Origin of the sequence: Planococcus sp. MSAK28401, assembly GCF_018283455.1 — a bacterium.
In the GTDB taxonomy this organism is placed as follows: Bacteria; Bacillota; Bacilli; order Bacillales_A; family Planococcaceae; genus Planococcus; species Planococcus alpniumensis.
This window is the reverse complement of sequence record NZ_JAAMTH010000001.1, coordinates 2829603-2846451: the sequence shown is the minus strand read 5'-3', so window position 1 is coordinate 2846451 and position 16849 is coordinate 2829603. Positions and strand designations below refer to the sequence as shown.

The window sequence follows — 16849 nt, the reverse complement described above, 5'->3', positions numbered from 1 at the left end:
TAACTGTTTTGTACTTTCATTATAAAGAAGAAAAGGTCTTTCGTCACCACTTTACAAAAATATAACACAGGAATTTTAGCACAGAAAAGCTACTGTCCTTTTTTAGCACCTCATGAGAGAATAGGCATGATTCGATTGAAAATTGAGGGAATCGATTAATTTGTCCCGATTTTAAAGGTTTGAACAGATAAAAAAAGCCGAATTAGCCAATTCGTCACGGGTTGGTTTTTCATGTGTAAGGAGTGGAGGCGAATGCAACGCTTAAAGGGAGTATCCATGATATTGATAGGAGCGATGCTTTGGGGAGCTACTGGGCCGCTTATGGAATGGACACTCGATGTATACCCGATCTCTGTGCCATTTCTTCTGACCATCCGACTTATTGTCGCCGGCATTGTATTGTTGTTGTTTTTAAAAATGAAAAAGGTACAAGTGACATCGATTTTCCGGCAAAAGATATGGACCCGCCCCTTATTGATCTTTTCAGTAGCTGGCATGCTCGGCGTCCAATACAGTTTCGTTGCAGCAATCGATACGAGCAATGCTGTCTTTGCCACATTGATGCAATTTCTTGCTCCCGTCTATGTTATCGTCTTTGTTTCCATGCGCCTGCGCAAATGGCCGCCGGTCTATCAGGTGCTCGGCATGCTCGGCACGCTCGCCGGCTTGTTTTTATTATTGACGGACGGGCGTTTGGATTCGTTGGTCATCAGCGGGGAAGCGCTGTTCTGGGGAGTGCTGGTCGGTTTGGCGTTTACGTTCTATACGCTTTATCCTGCTAGGCTGATGCAAGAGTGGGGAGTATTGCTCGTGGTCGGCTGGTCTATGTTGTTCGGTGGGATTTTTCTCGGGCTCATCAATCCGATTTTCTTGTCGGACGAATGGGCGCTGTTGGCAGATTCGAGGCTCATTTTGGTGATCATGGCGATTATTGTGGTCGGCACAATGGCGTTTGTACTGTTCCTCAGCAGTATGCGATTCATCTCGCCTGTGGAGACGAGTATTTTATCTGCGATGGAGCCATTGACGGCAATGGTCATCTCGCTCGTCTGGTTCGGCCATTTTCTATCTCCGTTGCAAATCGCGGGAGCTTTTCTCATGTTGGTCTTCGTCACTTGGCTATCTTTTGCGGGCAATGAAAAAATCAGCGAAGATCGCTCTTGAGCACAGGCGTGCAGCAAAATGCTGCATGCCTTTTTTGTGTTCAAACGCAAAAAGCATTCCCTTTTTTTGCATGACAAAAAAAGGGATATCTCTACCTGATAACTGAAAATTATGGCATACTAGTTTTAAATAAAGTTCGAGTTTCGAAATGTTCAGGAGGCACCATTATGAAAACTGTTTTCTCTTATACCAAACCCTATTCCTTCCTAATAGGTGTTGCGCTGTTCCTGATGCTCTTGGAGTTGGTTGTCGAGCTCCTGCAGCCATTGGTCATTGCCAGCATCATCGATGACGGGATCGTGGCTGGAGACCAGGACACGATCATTCGCCTGGGGCTTGTGCTTATGGGCTTGTCATTGATTGGCTTTATGTCAGGCGTTGTCAATTCGTATTTCGCTTCCCATGTATCCCATAGCTTTTCGTTTGACGTCAGGCGGCAAGTCTATGAGCGTGTCCAGTCGTTCTCGCTTGCGATGTTCAATAAGTTTCCGGCATCAGGCCTCATCACGCGGCTGACAAGCGATATCCAGATGATTCAGCAAGTGCTGTATATGGGCTTGCGCATCATGCTGCGCGCGCCGCTGATAGTCATTGGCAGCATGGTCATGGCGTTTGTCGTCAATGCGCAACTGGCGTTTTATTTGATCATTGTCTTTCCGGTTTTACTGGTGTTTTTATACGTCATGGTAAGAAAAGGCGTGGTCTATTTCAGCTTTGTGCAGCGGCGGCTTGATAAAGTCAACCGGATGGTGCAGGAAAACCTGCAAGCGGTCCGGCTGATCAAAGCATATTTGCGCGGCAAGTACGAAGCTAACCGCTTCTCGGAAGTGGCGGGTGCGCTCAAGACCGATACGGTCAAAGCATTCCGCATCATGGAAATTATTTTGCCAATTCTGCTTTTTGGCATGAACGTGTCTCTACTCGCGGTTGTCTGGTTCGGGGCTTTTGAGATCCAAAGTGGAGACGCACAAATCGGTGAATTGGTCGCCATCATCAATTACGCAATGCGCATGACCGGTGCATTTTCAATGTTCTCGTTCATTATAATGGCCTTTGCGCGTGGCAAAGCATCTTCTGACCGTATCGAAGAAATTCTTTTAGCGGATGATGGCGGTGAGGCAGTAAATGGGACGACTGTGCCGCTTAGAGAAGGGGCCGTCCGTTTTGACGACGTTTCCTTTGCGTATCCAGGCACTTCAAGAAGAGTGCTTGAAAACATCAGCTTTGAACTGGCACCGCGTGAAAAGCTAGCCATTATGGGCGCCACGGGATCCGGGAAGACCTCGCTATTGCAGCTGATTCCGAGATTCTATGAAGCGACAGAAGGAAGCGTATCCGTCCACGGCCGTGACGTTCGTGAGTGGAACCTTCAGGAATTGCGCAAGACGATCGGGCTCGTGCCACAGCAATCGATGCTTTTTACCGGCAGCATTTCCAATAACTTGGCTTGGGGCAAAGAGCAGGCGGAGCTTCTAGAACTTACAGAGGCCGCAGAAAAAGCCCAAATTGACGAAACGGTCCAGCGCTTCCCGAAAGGCTATGAAACGCGCGTCGGCCAAAAAGGCGTCAATTTATCCGGCGGCCAGAAGCAGCGCTTGTCGATCGCACGGGCATTGGTCCGCAAACCATCGATTTTGATTCTCGATGACAGTACCAGCGCGCTTGATGTGAAGACCGAATCCGCGCTGTGGGCTGAGCTCGACAAAGAACAAGCGACGACGCTGCTGGTCACGCAGAAAGTGCGGACGGCGATGCGTGCAGACCGCATCCTGCTGTTGGAGGACGGCGTTGCATCAGCTTATGGCACGCACGAGGAACTATTGGATATGTCTCCGTTGTATCGTGAAATCGCACAGTCCCAACAAGCGGAGGAGGTGGATGAATATGTTTAATGCGATCCGCCGGCCTTTTGGCTATGAGCCGGTATTGACGAAAGAAGATTTGAAGAAATCACCGGATAAAAAGAATGAGCGGGCGAAAAACTGGAAATCCACCTTGCTGCGGATCTGGAAGCTGGTGGACGAACAGCGCACGCTGTTAATTGTCGTCTTGGCGCTTGTCTTCATTAGTTCCGCGATGGCTTTGCTTGGGCCGTTTTTGATCGGTCATATCATCGATACCTATATCGTGCCGGGTGCATTCGAAGGCATGGGATTGGTCATCGGCTGGCTCATCATGGTGTATGTGCTTCATTCGGTTTCTCTGTATTTGCAGAACTATTGGATGGTGGGCATCGCCCAGCAAGTCATCTATCAAATGCGCGTGGGGCTGTTTGGCCATCTGCAGCGCTTGCCGGTGTCGTTTTTTGATAAGCGCCAGCACGGCGAATTGATGAGCCGCGTGACCAACGATATCGAAAATGTTTCATCGACGCTTAATACTTCGTTCATTCAAGTGTTCTCGAGTATTTTGACGCTGGTCGGGACGGCAGTGGTGATGGTGTTTCTCAGCCCGATCCTGACTTTGCTGACATTTATTATCATCCCAGTCATGTACTGGTCGGTCCGCTGGATTACCAAGCGCACAGGCCGTTTGTATAAAGAGCAGCAAAAAGCAGTCGGGGATCTGAACGGCATGATCGAAGAAACCATTTCGGGGCAAAAGATTGTCAAAGCCTTTTCCCAGGAAGACCGCGTTATGGATGAGTTCCTCGTCAAAAGTGAACGCCTCCGCCGCACCGGTTTCTGGGCTTGGACATATGCCGGGTTCATCCCAAAAGTGATGAACTTCCTGAACAACGGCAGTTTTGCGCTCGTTGCGGGTGTCGGTGGATTGCTCGCGTTGAACGGCTCGGTCACAATCGGTGTCATCGTTATCTTTACCGAGTATTCACGCCAGTTTACGCGGCCGTTGAATGATTTAGCGAACCAATTCAATACGGTGCTCTCGGCAATCGCCGGGGCTGAACGCGTATTTGCCATCATGGACGAAGCAGAAGAAGCGGACGATACGAAAAACAACGCCGATAAACGTCTCGAAGGCAAAGTTGAATTCGATAATGTGTCTTTCAAATATGAAGGCGCCGAAGAAGAATGGACCATCCGTGATTTAAGCTTTACGGTGGAGACCGGACAGACGGCAGCATTCGTCGGCGCAACAGGTGCCGGCAAAACCACTGTCATGCAGCTATTGGCGAGGTTTTACGATGTCGATGAAGGCGAGATCCGCATCGACGGCACGCCGATCGGGGCGATGCCGCGTGAAACTTTGCGCAAGCAAATCGCTTTCGTTTTGCAGGACCCGTTTCTGTTCGAAGCTTCTGTCAGCGACAATATCCGCTACGGCAAACTCGATGCGAGCGATGAGGAAGTGATGGAAGCAGCGAAACAAGCCAATGCGCACGAATTCATCTCCAAGCTGCCGGAAGGCTATGATACGGTATTATCTGGCGACGGTTCGATGATCAGCCAAGGCCAGAAGCAACTTTTGTCGATCGCACGGGCGCTCATCGCCGATCCAGTCATTTTGCTGCTGGATGAAGCGACAAGTTCGATCGACACCGTGACAGAGCTGAAAATCCAGGAAGCGCTCGAACGCCTCATGGAAGGGCGCACGAGTTTTGTCATCGCCCACCGCTTGAATACAGTAAGGAAGGCGGATTTCGTCTACGTCATGGAGCTCGGCAAATTGGTGGAAGCGGGCAGCCAGGACGAATTGATGGAAAAAGGCGGCTTGTATGCCACCATGCTGGCAGATGCCAAATTATAGCGAAACCTAAGCAGAAGCCGGAGGAGATCCCGGCTTGTGCTTTTTTATTTTTAATGAAGAGCTAGTGAAGAAAATCATAATTTCAGGGAGCGGGTGGCGGCAAGCGCTTTGGGCGGTTATGATTAAAAGAAAAAGAAAGGCGGGATGGAAATGGAATTGTCCCTGTCGATTGCGTCGTTTCCGCTGGATGCGGAGACTGCCGGGGAAATGGAGCGGTTGATTGGCGGCGAGCCGGAACAATGCCGGACCTTGCTGCAAAATGAATTATGGCAAAAACCCTTTGCGAAAGGGTTTGCGGTGCTCGCTTACACCGATAGCGGGGAACTGGTGGCTTGTGCGGCGGCAGCGGATCTGGTCGGCGTGCACCATTACGAATGGTCTGCATTTGTCTCCCCGGATTACCGCCGCCTTGGGCTGGCGACAGCTTTGGCTGACGGCGTGCAGCATTCTCTCGCACAGCGCGGGGCGGAAAGTGAACTCGCAGCTTTTATTGAAAATGAAGCAACGGATGCTTGGTTGATGAGCCTTGGTTATAACCGGTCTTTCCAGGAGTTGCAGTTTGAAGCTGATCCTCTTCCTGCTTACGAACTCGCTGAGGGAATGGAAGTTATTCCGTATGAAGAAAAGCATCTGGATGAATTAGAGGTTCTTTTGTGCGCGGCATTTGATGAGTCGGTTCTTCCGGTCCTTGAGCATAACCTTGCCGATCCGGAACGCCAGGTCTATGTGATGCGCCAAAATGGAAAACTTATAGCTACAGCTACAATGAGCATGGAAGATCAGGCCATGTGGCTGACGGCGCTTGCGGTTTCCCCGGATGCACAGCGTTCAGGCTATGGGCAAATCTTTTTGCACTGGGCAAGGCATGCAGCACACGAAAAAGATTTAGCGCGCGTATTGATAGAAGTCGAAACCGAAAACAGGGCCTGGCCGGTCTATGAAAAGGCGGGCTTTTCAAAACTCTACACGATTTCATACTGGCAGCGCCCGCTGCAATAAAAAACCGCCCGGCGGATGATTCAGCAGGACAGTTATGTTTTAGCGCTTATTGATTTGTTTGTTCATAGTTTTTATCGGAGCCGTCCGCATAGTCTACTTCAATTTCGATTTTCTTGAAGCCAGGGTCTATACCGAAAGCTTCGACAACTTGGCTAATGACATCATCATCCGGTGTGTCAGGAGTTAAGCTTAACTGGGATAAGCCTTGTTCCAGTTCATTGAAAGCGTCATCGCCCATCAGGTCAACACCGTCGATTTTGTTCTCATATTCGGCTTCTGCTCGGCCACGCTCTTCTTCGTAGCTAATATCTAGGGCGTCATCCTGGTCGGGCATATCGACCTCAACAGACAAGTCAGTAAATCCGTAAGTTTCGCCGTCCGTAGTTACTTCAGTTCCGCCGCTTGCAGAAGCATCATCAGCCGATTCTGCTTCCGGTGCTGCCGTTTCTTCAGACGCATCATCTGTGACAGGCTGCGTGACTTCCTCGTCATCGCCGCAAGCCGCTAAGGCAAGTGTAGCGGACATGACAAGAACTGGAAAGATCATTTTTTTATGATTGGCCATAATAGAAAAACTCCCTTTCAATTTTAATGTTTACCGTTCTATTCCCGAAATTATGGGGAGTAAGCAATGAAAAATGCAAAAAAGTATCGTACGATAGGAATCAATAGAAGAGTCGAGCATAAGCTGAGCTTGAATGGGGCCATTTAAATGGATAAATACAAAAACGGGCAGAACATCGCCGCTGCAAACGAACAGAATATCCGCACGGATTTCAAGGAAAGCATGACGTACGGCGATTATTTGCATCTCGACAAGCTATTGTCGGCGCAAGACGGCGTCAGCGGGCACCACGATGAATCGCTTTTCATCATCATCCATCAAGTGTCTGAACTATGGATGAAGCTGATCTTGCATGAGTTGTCGGCGGCCATCCGCCATATCGAGGCCGACGATCTGCAGCCGGCGTTCAAGCAATTGGCACGCGTATCACGCATCCAGTCGCAGATCATCCAAGGCTGGGATGTGTTGTCGACTTTAACGCCTGCTGAATACTTGGAGTTCCGAGACGACCTCGGCAATGCGAGCGGCTTTCAGTCCTATCAGTACCGCATGATCGAATTCGCACTCGGCTACAAAACCAAACATGTCTTGAGCGTTTATGAAAAAGACCCGGTCTTGCACGAGCAATTAACACAAGCGTTCCACGCCCCGGGCTTGTATGATGCGGCGATCCAAAAATTGGCGCGCAGCGGATTCAAGATTGACGAAAGCGTGCTATCGCGCGATGTCAGTAAGGTATACGAGCCGAACGACAGCGTCCGGGAAGCGTGGAAGGAAATTTACCGCAATGTCGATGAACATTGGGAACTGTATCAATTGGCGGAGAAATTGGTCGATATTGAAGATTGGCTTCAACAATGGCGTTTCCGCCACATGAAAACAGTTGAACGGATCATTGGTTTCAAGCAGGGGACGGGTGGATCGTCGGGCGTCAACTACTTGAAAAAAGTATTGGATCAATATTTCTTCCCGGAACTTTGGCAAATTCGGACAGACGTTTAAAAGCAGGAGGCTGGCTTATGGAAATTTTTGCGCATCGCGGAAGTTCGGGCACGCATCCGGAAAATACGCTGCCTGCTTTTGAGGAAGCTGCAGCATTGCCGGTTCATGGCGTGGAACTGGACGTTCATTTATCGAAAGACGGTGAACTCGTCGTCATCCATGATGAAAAAGTGAACCGCACAACAAATGGAAAAGCTTATGTGAAAGACATGGCACTTGCCGAACTGAAAAAACTAGACGCCGGTAGTTGGAAAGCAGGCGAATGGGCCGGAACCGAAATGCCGACATTGGCAGAAGTTTTTAGGGTATTTAAAAACACCCAGCATGTGCTGAATGTGGAACTGAAAACGGACGTTTTCCCGTACGTGGGGGCGGTGGGAAAAGTGGCCAAGCTTGCGGCTGAACAGGGTATGGAGCATCGGCTTGTCATCTCTTCATTCAACCACTTGGACGTAAAGCTGGCGGTGGATCGCCATCAATTGCCAAGCGCGATTCTAGCTTCCAATATTTTAGTGGATATGGCCGCTTATGCAGAGACGGTCGGAACGAAACGGCTCCATCTCTCTTTGCCGTATGCGCTTCGCCACGGCACCGAACTGATTGAAAAAGGCTGCGAGGTTTATGTCTATACCGTCAATCGGCTGGACCACGCCGAGCAATTGCAGCAGATCGGCGTCTCGGGCATCTTTACGGATTATCCGGAAAAAATGCTGGGGGAATTGAAATGAAACTAGCTGCATTGAGTATGTGGATGGTTGCAGCATTAACTTTGGGATTTGCCGGCGCTGCAGGCTGGCCGCTCGTCGCAGGATTAATCCTGCTGCCTGTCTTTTTCATCGGCAAGCCCTGGTATAGCAGCTTTATAGGGAGAACGGCTAAACAAAAATAGAAAACCGCCTGGCGGATGTCGGATTGACATCCATCAGGCGGTTTTTAATTACCATTTTGCGTAATGCTCTTCTGTAGAACCGAGCAATTGGTGGATTTTCAGCTTCTTGCCGTCTGCATACCGGACATAGCCGTTGTAATAGCCGAACAATTGATGGATTTCCGATTTCACGAGCCGCGCATCCGATTTTGACACGCGCTCGTAAAAAGGAGTGAACGTCAATTTGACGTCATCGGTCAATTTTGTGTGGATCAGCCACGGCTTTTTGAAATCTTCGGCATCATAACGGAAAATGACATCTTCGCTGATTTTAGTCATGCGGTCATTAACGAAAAAAGCGTTTTCCGTCATGCCTGTGCCATCCGTCCATTTGCCGCCGAAATTCAAGCCGATTACTTTCCCGAGCGAACGCTGGGAAGCCATTCCCCAATTCCAGACGGCTGTTCGCGGCCATACGCCCCGACCATAGTCCAAAACGGAAAAGCTGTCCATTGCGTCAAAATCATAGCGCTTGGGCCCGATTTGGACCATCCCATTTGTCGGCAAGGCATGATGTTTTGAGGTGAATTGGAAGGTCTGGCGATTCCACGGAATGACGACGTTCAGTGACTCCATTTCGGTCGGATGGGCGATTGTCAGTGAGGCATGTAATTTCTCCCCGTCGAAATCGGGGATGGTTACTGCCAAACGTGTTTTGCCATCTTCGTAGATCGAATGAACCGATATCTCCGAATTGTGGAAAAGTGAGTTGTCCAACACGCTGTCGGATAGACGCAAATTCCTGGAATATGGCACCATAACCGTTTTTTCGAAAAAGCGCTGCGTTTCATAATTAAGGAAATAAACAAAGCACACAGCGGCATAATCCAAATGGCAGATGGTGGCTGAAAAGACAATTTCATCACCGAATACACACCAATAATTCCATTTTTTCTTGCGTAGAAAATTGCCTTTCAAATTGCATTCGACAAGCGGCTTCTTGGCGTAGCCGATGGCATTAGGATTCAATTGGCCTTTGGTATCACATAATTTAACGTGTTCTGTAAGTTCCCGTTCCACGTGTTGCATCGAATCCACCTCGCTGTCTTCATATGCCCTTATTGTATCAGAAATCTCCGGATTTTCCCGGAAAAATGCTGCAAGATGGGCATAAAGACTAGCGTTTTCTTATACGTGGGCAGGTGGACGTCTCCACATAAAGGCTAGGGTGCCTTCTCCGGCATGGACAGCCAGCGACGAACTCAAGTTGCCGATCAGCACTTTCGCATCAGGCGCGAACTTCAAAAGTTCCGCTTTCAATTCTTCGGCTTGTTCGGGGATATGGCCGTGCATAATTTGGAAGTAATTGATGCCGTATTGTTCGTGGTCCGCTTTGGCGCGCTCGAGCAAATACGCTAGCGCTTTCTTATGGGAGCGCACTTTGTCGATCGGTTCAAGCTCGCCTTTCTCGGTGATTTGGACAATTGGTTTGATCTTCAAGACACTGCCGATATAATACTGGGCGCCGCTCATCCGGCCGCCTTTATACAATTGGCTCAAATTGCCGATCAGGATGAAATTGCGGAAATCTGTCGTTTCCTGCTCGAGCCGCTGGGTGATTTCTTCAGCGGAAAGGCCTTGATCCTGAAGTGCCAACCCGCGTTCAAGAAGTCCGGATAGCCCATATGACAAGGCGAGTGAATCAACGGTGTAGACTTTAAAATCCGTCATTTCCGCACCGGTCATGGAAGAAGCGATCGTGCCGCTCAACTTGGCCGAAGCATGGACTGCGACGGCACATTCGTATTCCTCTTTCAGCTTTTCATAAAGTTCCGCAAACTTTCCGGCAGAAGGCTGGGAGGTTTTCGGGAAATCCTTCGAACTTTTCATGCGTGCATAGAGCTCGTCGTTCGACAAGTCAATGCCATCATCGACAAATTCTTCCGAGCCAAAATGGATATTCAGCGGCACAATATAGACATCGGGGTGCGATTTAAATTGGTCTGTGACATATCCGGTAGTATCCATAATCCATGCAATTGGTTTTTTCATCGTAAAACCCCCATCTATTGAGTATTTTGAATAATAAAACTATAACACGGATAATAAAATGGTCCTAGCTTTCTTGAAGAAAAATCTGCAACGATAGGCCACTCAGGCTTTACTTGAAGGAAACCGTGTTTCCATTGAAACTTTAATATCTGCTTTGTGGCGAATTACAATAATAATAATGGCAACAAACAGCGGCCAAACAACTGATTGCACCTGAAACGCGAAAGCGACGGCGAAAAAGGCACTGAACCCTGCAAGCATCGATAAAGTCGCGCTTTTCAGCCACGGATAGAAAGCGAATGATAAGACGATCATCGCTAAAAATAAATCGGGTGTCAGCCAAAATGCCACACCGGCAAAGGTCGAAATCCCTTTTCCGCCCCGGCCTTTGCGCCATATCGGATAAATGTGCCCAACGACTGAAAGCAAACCCGCTATGGCCACAGACAATAAAGAGAATTCAAGCCAAAGCCCTGCCCATACGACGACCGAACCTTTCAGGAAATCGCCGAGAAACACCAAAAAGGAAGCTCTGCGCCCGAGTAAGGCTAGGGCATTCCGGGCGCCGGGATTACCGCTGCCTGAAGCAGTCAAGTCTACACCTTTCCATTTCCCTATCCATAAGGCAGTCAAAACAGTGCCGAGTAAATAACTGCCTATCCAATACAAAATAACCATCGTATCCCTCCAACCAAAAAATGCAATTTCATAAAAATAATAGCCTCCCCAACTTGGGGGAGGCTATGAAGATTATTGGCCTAGTGTTGATGCTTCAAACAAGTAATCACTGATGACGCGGAGCCCTTTATCGAAGTTCTCCAAATGGAAATGTTCGTTCGGGGCGTGGAAATTTTCTGAAGCAAGCCCGAAGCCCATCAAGACAACAGGGAATCCAAGAATTTCATCGAATGCGGCGACGATCGGAATCGAACCGCCCATGCGAGTAAAGGCAGTCGGCACTTGGTAGATTTTTTCATAGGAGCGGCCCGCTGCCTGGATGGCTGGGTGGTCGTATGGTGTCAGGAACGGCTTGCCTTTATCGAATTCGGTAATGTCGACCGTGACACCTGCTGGCTTATGCGCTTCAACATGAGCTTTCAGCTTGGCAATGATGTCGTCCGGATCCTGGTCAGGAACGAGGCGGCAAGTGATCTTCGAGCTGGCTTCAGCCGGCAAGACGGTCTTGATGCCTTCGCCGGAAAATCCACCGGTGATGCCGTTGACTTCGAGTGTCGGGCGGATCCATGTCCGCTCGACGAACGAATAGCCTTTCTCGCCGAAATCTTCTGAGATGCCGATTGCCTGCTTTTCATTTTCCAAATCAAAATCAAGTGCGGCGAATTCCGCGCGTTCCTCATCCGACACGGGGCGTACATCGTCGTAGAAGCCCTCAACTTGGATGACGCCTTCTTTATCGCGGAACGATTCAAGGATGCCCACAATGGCGTGGAGTGGGTTCTGTACAGCACCGCCGTAAAGGCCAGAGTGCAAGTCGCCTTTAGGGCCGTTGACGTCGATCTGGATGCCCGCAAGCCCGCGCAAGCCGTAGCAAACTGCAGGGCGTCCCGGGCCTTGCATGCCGGTATCGGAAATGACGATGATGTCAGCCGACAGTTTTTCTTTATTGTCTTCGACGTATTTTGGCAAGCTCGGGCTGCCGATTTCTTCTTCGCCTTCAAGGATGAATTTAATATTGACGGGCAGTTCGCCGTTCAAATCAAGCAAAGCTTCCACCGCTTTCAAATGCATGAAAACTTGGCCTTTATCGTCGCTGGCACCGCGTGCATATAATTTATTGTCGCGCACATGCGGATCAAAGGGCGGCGTTTCCCATAAGTGGAGCGGGTCGACTGGCTGGACATCATAATGGCCGTAAACGAGAATGGTCGGTTTGCCGTCAGCATGGAGCCAGTCGGCGTAGACAACGGGATGGCCGTCGGTTTCATCGATGCTGATGTTTTCAAGCCCGGATTTTGTCATGGACTTGACTAGCCATTCCGCACCTTTTTGCATATCAGCTTTATGTTCAGAAAGGGAGCTGACCGATGGGACGCGCAAAAAGCTTTTCAATTCTTCGAGATGGGCTTGGCGGTGATCTTTGAAGTACTTATCGATTTGAGTGGCGTTCATAAAATCCCTGCTTTCCAATATTTTTAGTATGTGGAAATTATAGCATAGCTAAGTTGTCCTTTTCGACAAGAGGAAAATTGCTGTGGTATTATGGATAATACGGAAACAGATCGAAAAAATTTTATATGTATTTTACTGGAGGAAGTAAATTTGTTTATAGCATTGGCATTATTTCTGATCATGTCGTTTTTCCTGTCGGGAAGCGAAACGGCGCTCACGGCAGTTAATAGGATGAAGGTCCATCTTCGCGCGGAGCAGGGGGATGTTAAAGCCCAAAAGCTCGAAAAATTGATCGCGAAGCCGGACCGGATGATCACGACTATTTTGATCGGTAATAATATTTCCAATATCATGCTGCCTACACTTGTCACGACCATCGCCATCACGGAAGGATGGGAGGTCGGATTGGCGACAGCCATTTTGACGGTTGTCCTGATTATTTTTGGCGAAGTGCTGCCGAAGACCATTGCTGCAACGTTTGCGGATAAAATCGCTTATATCGTAGCACCGGTCATCGGTTTTCTAGTATTGCTTTTCAAACCATTGACATGGCTGCTTGCCCAGTTCACCAATATCTTCATCCGCATCATCTCCAAAGGCAGCGTCAAAGAAGCGACGATGACTAAAGAAGAGCTGCGGACGATGGTCGATATTGCGTCGACTGAAGGGACCTTTGAAGCTGACGAATCGGAACGCATCAAAGGCGTGCTCGATTTCCCGCACAAAGACGTATCGGATGTTATGTCGACACACCGCACGGATACGGTCGGCATTTCCATCGACCTGACCTATGAAGAAGTCCGTGATTTGATCCTGGACTCCTCGTATACACGTTATCCTGTCTACGAAGAAAGCATGGACAATGTCGTCGGTTTGTTCTATTCCAAAAAACTCATCGAATGGTCGATGAACCCGAACTTGACCTTGGCGGAACTGATGGATGACAATCCATTATTCGTTGTTCAATCGGTGAGTGTCGAGAAAGTATTCAAATTGATGATGGCGAAGAAAAAGCATATGGCCGTCATTTTGGATGAATACGGCGGAACGCTCGGCATTGTCACACATGAGGACATCATCGAGGAAATGATCGGACAGGACATTGAAGACGAGACAGACGACGAAGACGACGAATTGGTCTTCGAAATCAACGACAGCCAATTGTCTTGCCACGGCCGCCTGGAAATTGAAGATGTTAATGAAATGTTCGAAGTCGAAGTGCCGGAAGACCATGACACGATTGCTGGCTTTGTCATGCAGCAGCTTGGCCATGTGCCGGAAGTCGGCGAAGAATTCACTTATGAGAATTTGCATGTCGTCGTCAACGAAATGGACAGAAACCGCATTGAACGGCTGACGATTACGAAAATCGCTGAACCTGAAGAGCAGGAATCCGTAAGCGAAAATTCAGCCAAAAGGCCATAATAGTAAAGCCGTCCCAGATTCTGGGATGGCTTTTTTGTTTCTTACAACATTGTAAGGAGACTGAAAGAGGGAACGATAGAGCGTAAGCCTAAACTCAGGCACAATAAGGGCATAAGAGATCACCGGACGGAGGTAACAACGATGGAAGAGCTATATGCCGAATATAACCGCTATATCTATCACTTATGCCTGAAACTTACCCGCAACAAAGCCGAAGCTGAAGACTTGATGCAGGAAGTATGGCTGAAAGTAGTACGCTATGAATCATCAATCGCCCAAGTCGATCATGCCAAAGCTTGGCTGACGACTATTTGCATGAATACATTCCGTGACCGCTACCGCAAGAACGTGCGCCGCAGTAAGCATATCGCCAATCAGCCGGAAGGACTCGATGTTTCGCTATTGGATTTGATTCCGACCGATGAGACCGGAACTGCTGAATTATTGGAAAAACAAGATGTCTCTATCATGATTCGCCATAAAATTTCGGAATTGGACGCGATTTACCGGACGACAATCGTTTACTTTTATGTCCATCAATATTCACTCGTGGAAATTGCCGAGACGATGAAAGTTTCCATCGGTACAGTGAAATCTCGCTTGCATCGCGGCAAACAGCGCTTGAAAGATATGCTTATGGAAGATGTAAGAACCCGCGAATATGTAGTCATTGCCTAATATTTTCCTAACCCCAGCCGAATAGTGGCTGGGGTTTTTATATGGAAAATAATAACTGATATTTTTCTATGACTCTTCCGCTTATAATGAAGCAAAGGGGCGGAAGTTTAATGAGAAGAATCAAGAATTACAGCAAGCGCCGGCGCATTATCATGGGTGTAATAGGATTGCTCGCTGCGATGTACATAATTGTAATTATTTGGCATACATTCAAGCCCTTGCCGGTCGGCGTTTCATTCGCTGGAGATTTGCATAGTGCCGATCAAGTAGAGATGATTTATGACCTGAGCTATGCACAGGATAAGGAAGGCACAGATTTAGAAAGCGAACTGCGGATTTTCGATGAAATTCACGAACTGATCGATGAAGCAGAGGAATTTCTCGTGCTCGATTTGTTCCTATTCGATAATTACAACGACACGGAAACTGCGTATCCAGCGATTGCGGCACGCCTAGCAGATCATTTAATCGAGAAAAAGAAAGAAAATCCGGATTTTCCGATTTATTTCATCACTGACCCGTTGAATATCGGATACGGCTCCTATGAAAGCTTGCTGCTGGAAACACTCGAAGCTGAAGGCGTGGAAGTGATCATCACCGATCTCGACAAATTGCGCGATTCGATGCCGCTGTATTCAGGTTTGTATCGTGTAATCTTTCAATGGTTCGATAATCCTGGGGACGGTTGGATAGCAAATGCCACGTCTAGCGACGCACCGGATATGACGCTTTCATCTTACATGCAAATGATGAACATCAAGGCGAATCATCGGAAGACCGTTGTTTCAGAGCAGGAAGCAATCATCAGTTCAGCCAATCCGCACGATGCAAGCGGTTTACATGGCAATATGGCATTCCGAGTCAGCGGGCCGGTGCTCGATGATATCCTGGAAGCTGAGGAAGCGGTCTCGAAATTATCAGGTGGCCCAGATTTTCCGAGAGCGGAAATGCCTGAACAATCAGGTGAATATGAAGTGCAATATGTCACGGAACGGCAAATTTTGAAAGCTCTCTTAAAGCACATGGACAGTACAGAGGAAGGCGATAGCATCCAGATGGCCATGTTCTATTTATCCGAGAGTAGTGTAGTCGACAGTTTGGTGGAAGCATCGAATCGCGGCGTGGAAGTACAGCTTGTACTCGATCCAAACAAAAATGCATTTGGCAACGAAAAGACCGGTTTGCCGAACCGGCCGGCAGTGAACGGGATGGTGGATGCAGCCAGCGACTCTTTGGCAGTCCGCTGGTACAATCCAGTAGTCGGGCAATTCCATACCAAAACTATAATGATTCAAAATGGCGAAGAAACGGTCATTCTAGGCGGTTCCGCCAATATGACCGAACGCACGCTGATGGATTATAATTTAGAAGCGGATATTCTCATCAAAGCGCCGACCGATAGCGAATTGGTCGGCGAACTGGATACGTATTTCGAACGGCTGTGGAACAACGAAGATGCCCTCTACACACTCGACCTGGAAGAATACCAAGACGAGTTCACGTTCTGGCAGCGCGGCATCTACAACTTCCAAAAGCTCTTCAAGCTGACGACTTATTGAAGGGAAGTAAGTAAAAGATATGAGAAACATAGTAAGTATAAATAGCTTGTGCTATTCGACTGTGCTTCAATGGCTGCTTGGGGCCAGCAGGATACTAGAGAAATAAAAATAAGTGAGTGGAAAAGCTTCCGCTTTTCGACTACGTTGCAGGGGGCTGCTTGCCGTGGGGCGGGTGTTGAGCCAACGTGCCGCAAAGGACGCGACACGATTGTCTCGCCAGCCCGCGCGGTCCCACAGGCGTCAGCCCCCTTCCACTCCGTCTCTATGTTTATATTAGAATAAAGTTTCTTTTGTGCACTCAATAGAAAATGTGGAAACATGTCAAAATTGATAGCTTATTCCTTCTTGAACCGTGAGATCTAATTGGCAGCTTTAATCTACCAGCATGCTTTTGGGTTCAAGCACCTATTTTCCAGCCGCTGCATCCCGGGAAGCGATTTCCCCACTAGCCGGTAACGGAGTAAAGAAGCAGATTTACTTAAACAGTCTTCGTACAATGAAATCACCAAGTCGCCAAGCGTCAAGGGTGAGCCGACGCGATAAGTGAAAGCTGCATTCAATCGTCATAAACCGGCTTGCTCAACTTTCGCTACGCTCAAGCATCGCAGATGAATTGGCTCAACTTCCTTTCGCCAATTCATTACTGCCAGAGCCAACACAAAGCAGGGCGGCGAATACCAGCAAGAAACGCCAATAGAA

15 protein-coding genes are annotated in these 16849 nt (G+C 48.5%); 10 read left to right on the top strand and 5 right to left on the bottom strand.

Features of this window, described 5'->3' with window-relative positions:
- The first annotated feature begins 252 nt into the window (after window positions 1-252).
- The 4 genes from G3255_RS14395 (at window position 253) to G3255_RS14380 (ending at window position 5871) form a co-directional block, all read left to right on the top strand.
- Window positions 253-1164, top strand: a complete 912-nt coding sequence (locus G3255_RS14395) for a DMT family transporter (protein WP_211655103.1) — start codon at window positions 253-255, stop codon at window positions 1162-1164.
- Between the two features lie 167 nt (window positions 1165-1331).
- Window positions 1332-3056: an ABC transporter ATP-binding protein gene (locus G3255_RS14390; RefSeq protein ID WP_211655102.1), complete on the top strand. Its 1725-nt coding sequence runs from the start codon at window positions 1332-1334 to the stop codon at window positions 3054-3056.
- Window positions 3049-4872, top strand: a complete 1824-nt coding sequence (locus tag G3255_RS14385) for an ABC transporter ATP-binding protein (protein ID WP_211655101.1) — start codon at window positions 3049-3051, stop codon at window positions 4870-4872. The genes G3255_RS14390 and G3255_RS14385 overlap by 8 nt, the downstream gene beginning before the upstream one ends.
- A gap of 150 nt (window positions 4873-5022) precedes the next feature.
- Window positions 5023-5871 (top strand): GNAT family N-acetyltransferase, encoded by an 849-nt coding sequence (locus tag G3255_RS14380; protein ID WP_211655100.1) that lies wholly within the window; start codon window positions 5023-5025, stop codon window positions 5869-5871.
- A 46-nt stretch (window positions 5872-5917) separates the two neighbouring features.
- Here the strand turns inward: G3255_RS14380 and G3255_RS14375 are convergent, their stop codons facing one another.
- Window positions 5918-6436, bottom strand: a complete 519-nt coding sequence (locus tag G3255_RS14375; RefSeq protein ID WP_211655099.1) for a YusW family protein — start codon at window positions 6434-6436, stop codon at window positions 5918-5920.
- A gap of 147 nt (window positions 6437-6583) precedes the next feature.
- Between G3255_RS14375 and kynA the strand changes: the two genes are divergently transcribed.
- The 3 genes from kynA to G3255_RS14360 are packed head-to-tail and all read left to right on the top strand — an operon-like array spanning window position 6584 to window position 8327.
- Entirely contained in the window at window positions 6584-7438 is an 855-nt protein-coding gene (gene kynA / locus G3255_RS14370) for a tryptophan 2,3-dioxygenase (protein WP_211655098.1), read from the top strand.
- Between the two features lie 17 nt (window positions 7439-7455).
- The gene (locus G3255_RS14365) at window positions 7456-8166 is read left to right on the top strand and encodes a glycerophosphodiester phosphodiesterase family protein (RefSeq protein ID WP_211655097.1); all 711 of its coding nucleotides are present in this window, start codon (window positions 7456-7458) and stop codon (window positions 8164-8166) included.
- Window positions 8163-8327 carry a hypothetical protein gene (locus tag G3255_RS14360; RefSeq protein ID WP_211655096.1) on the top strand — a complete coding sequence of 55 codons (165 nt, stop codon included), beginning with the start codon at window positions 8163-8165 and terminating at the stop codon, window positions 8325-8327. The genes G3255_RS14365 and G3255_RS14360 overlap by 4 nt, the downstream gene beginning before the upstream one ends.
- A gap of 48 nt (window positions 8328-8375) precedes the next feature.
- Here G3255_RS14360 and G3255_RS14355 read toward each other — a convergent pair whose 3' ends face one another.
- From G3255_RS14355 to G3255_RS14340, 4 genes are all read right to left on the bottom strand, one after another.
- Complete coding sequence (locus tag G3255_RS14355) at window positions 8376-9395, bottom strand: DUF2804 domain-containing protein (protein ID WP_211655095.1); 1020 nt, start codon at window positions 9393-9395, stop codon at window positions 8376-8378.
- 99 nt (window positions 9396-9494) lie between these two features.
- On the bottom strand, window positions 9495-10358 hold the full coding sequence (locus tag G3255_RS14350) for a DegV family protein (RefSeq protein ID WP_211655094.1): 864 nt from the start codon (window positions 10356-10358) through the stop codon (window positions 9495-9497).
- A gap of 102 nt (window positions 10359-10460) precedes the next feature.
- Window positions 10461-11036 carry a glycerol-3-phosphate acyltransferase gene (locus G3255_RS14345; RefSeq protein WP_211655093.1) on the bottom strand — a complete coding sequence of 192 codons (576 nt, stop codon included), beginning with the start codon at window positions 11034-11036 and terminating at the stop codon, window positions 10461-10463.
- 72 nt (window positions 11037-11108) lie between these two features.
- The gene (locus tag G3255_RS14340; protein WP_211655092.1) at window positions 11109-12488 is read right to left on the bottom strand and encodes a dipeptidase; all 1380 of its coding nucleotides are present in this window, start codon (window positions 12486-12488) and stop codon (window positions 11109-11111) included.
- Between the two features lie 150 nt (window positions 12489-12638).
- Between G3255_RS14340 and G3255_RS14335 the strand changes: the two genes are divergently transcribed.
- The 3 genes from G3255_RS14335 (at window position 12639) to G3255_RS14325 (ending at window position 16150) form a co-directional block, all read left to right on the top strand.
- Window positions 12639-13913 carry a hemolysin family protein gene (locus G3255_RS14335; RefSeq protein ID WP_211655091.1) on the top strand — a complete coding sequence of 425 codons (1275 nt, stop codon included), beginning with the start codon at window positions 12639-12641 and terminating at the stop codon, window positions 13911-13913.
- A 141-nt stretch (window positions 13914-14054) separates the two neighbouring features.
- Window positions 14055-14591 (top strand): RNA polymerase sigma factor, encoded by a 537-nt coding sequence (locus G3255_RS14330; protein ID WP_211655090.1) that lies wholly within the window; start codon window positions 14055-14057, stop codon window positions 14589-14591.
- Between the two features lie 110 nt (window positions 14592-14701).
- Complete coding sequence (locus tag G3255_RS14325) at window positions 14702-16150, top strand: phospholipase D-like domain-containing protein (protein ID WP_249222133.1); 1449 nt, start codon at window positions 14702-14704, stop codon at window positions 16148-16150.
- Window positions 16151-16849: the final 699 nt, after the last annotated feature.

Excerpts from the sequence above, each read along its gene's own strand:
- G3255_RS14395 (WP_211655103.1), top strand. The coding sequence starts at position 253 with ATGCAACGCTTAAAGGGAGTATCCATGATATTGATAGGAGCGATGCTT.
- G3255_RS14325 (WP_249222133.1), top strand. The coding sequence starts at position 14,702 with ATGAGAAGAATCAAGAATTACAGCAAGCGCCGGCGCATTATCATGGGT.
- G3255_RS14390 (WP_211655102.1), top strand. The coding sequence starts at position 1,332 with ATGAAAACTGTTTTCTCTTATACCAAACCCTATTCCTTCCTAATAGGT.
- G3255_RS14385 (WP_211655101.1), top strand. The coding sequence starts at position 3,049 with ATGTTTAATGCGATCCGCCGGCCTTTTGGCTATGAGCCGGTATTGACG.
- G3255_RS14380 (WP_211655100.1), top strand. The coding sequence starts at position 5,023 with ATGGAATTGTCCCTGTCGATTGCGTCGTTTCCGCTGGATGCGGAGACT.
- G3255_RS14360 (WP_211655096.1), top strand. The coding sequence starts at position 8,163 with ATGAAACTAGCTGCATTGAGTATGTGGATGGTTGCAGCATTAACTTTG.
- G3255_RS14340 (WP_211655092.1), bottom strand. The coding sequence starts at position 12,488 with ATGAACGCCACTCAAATCGATAAGTACTTCAAAGATCACCGCCAAGCC.
- G3255_RS14365 (WP_211655097.1), top strand. The coding sequence starts at position 7,456 with ATGGAAATTTTTGCGCATCGCGGAAGTTCGGGCACGCATCCGGAAAAT.
- G3255_RS14355 (WP_211655095.1), bottom strand. The coding sequence starts at position 9,395 with ATGCAACACGTGGAACGGGAACTTACAGAACACGTTAAATTATGTGAT.
- G3255_RS14345 (WP_211655093.1), bottom strand. The coding sequence starts at position 11,036 with ATGGTTATTTTGTATTGGATAGGCAGTTATTTACTCGGCACTGTTTTG.
- G3255_RS14330 (WP_211655090.1), top strand. The coding sequence starts at position 14,055 with ATGGAAGAGCTATATGCCGAATATAACCGCTATATCTATCACTTATGC.
- G3255_RS14350 (WP_211655094.1), bottom strand. The coding sequence starts at position 10,358 with ATGAAAAAACCAATTGCATGGATTATGGATACTACCGGATATGTCACA.
- G3255_RS14375 (WP_211655099.1), bottom strand. The coding sequence starts at position 6,436 with ATGGCCAATCATAAAAAAATGATCTTTCCAGTTCTTGTCATGTCCGCT.
- kynA (WP_211655098.1), top strand. The coding sequence starts at position 6,584 with ATGGATAAATACAAAAACGGGCAGAACATCGCCGCTGCAAACGAACAG.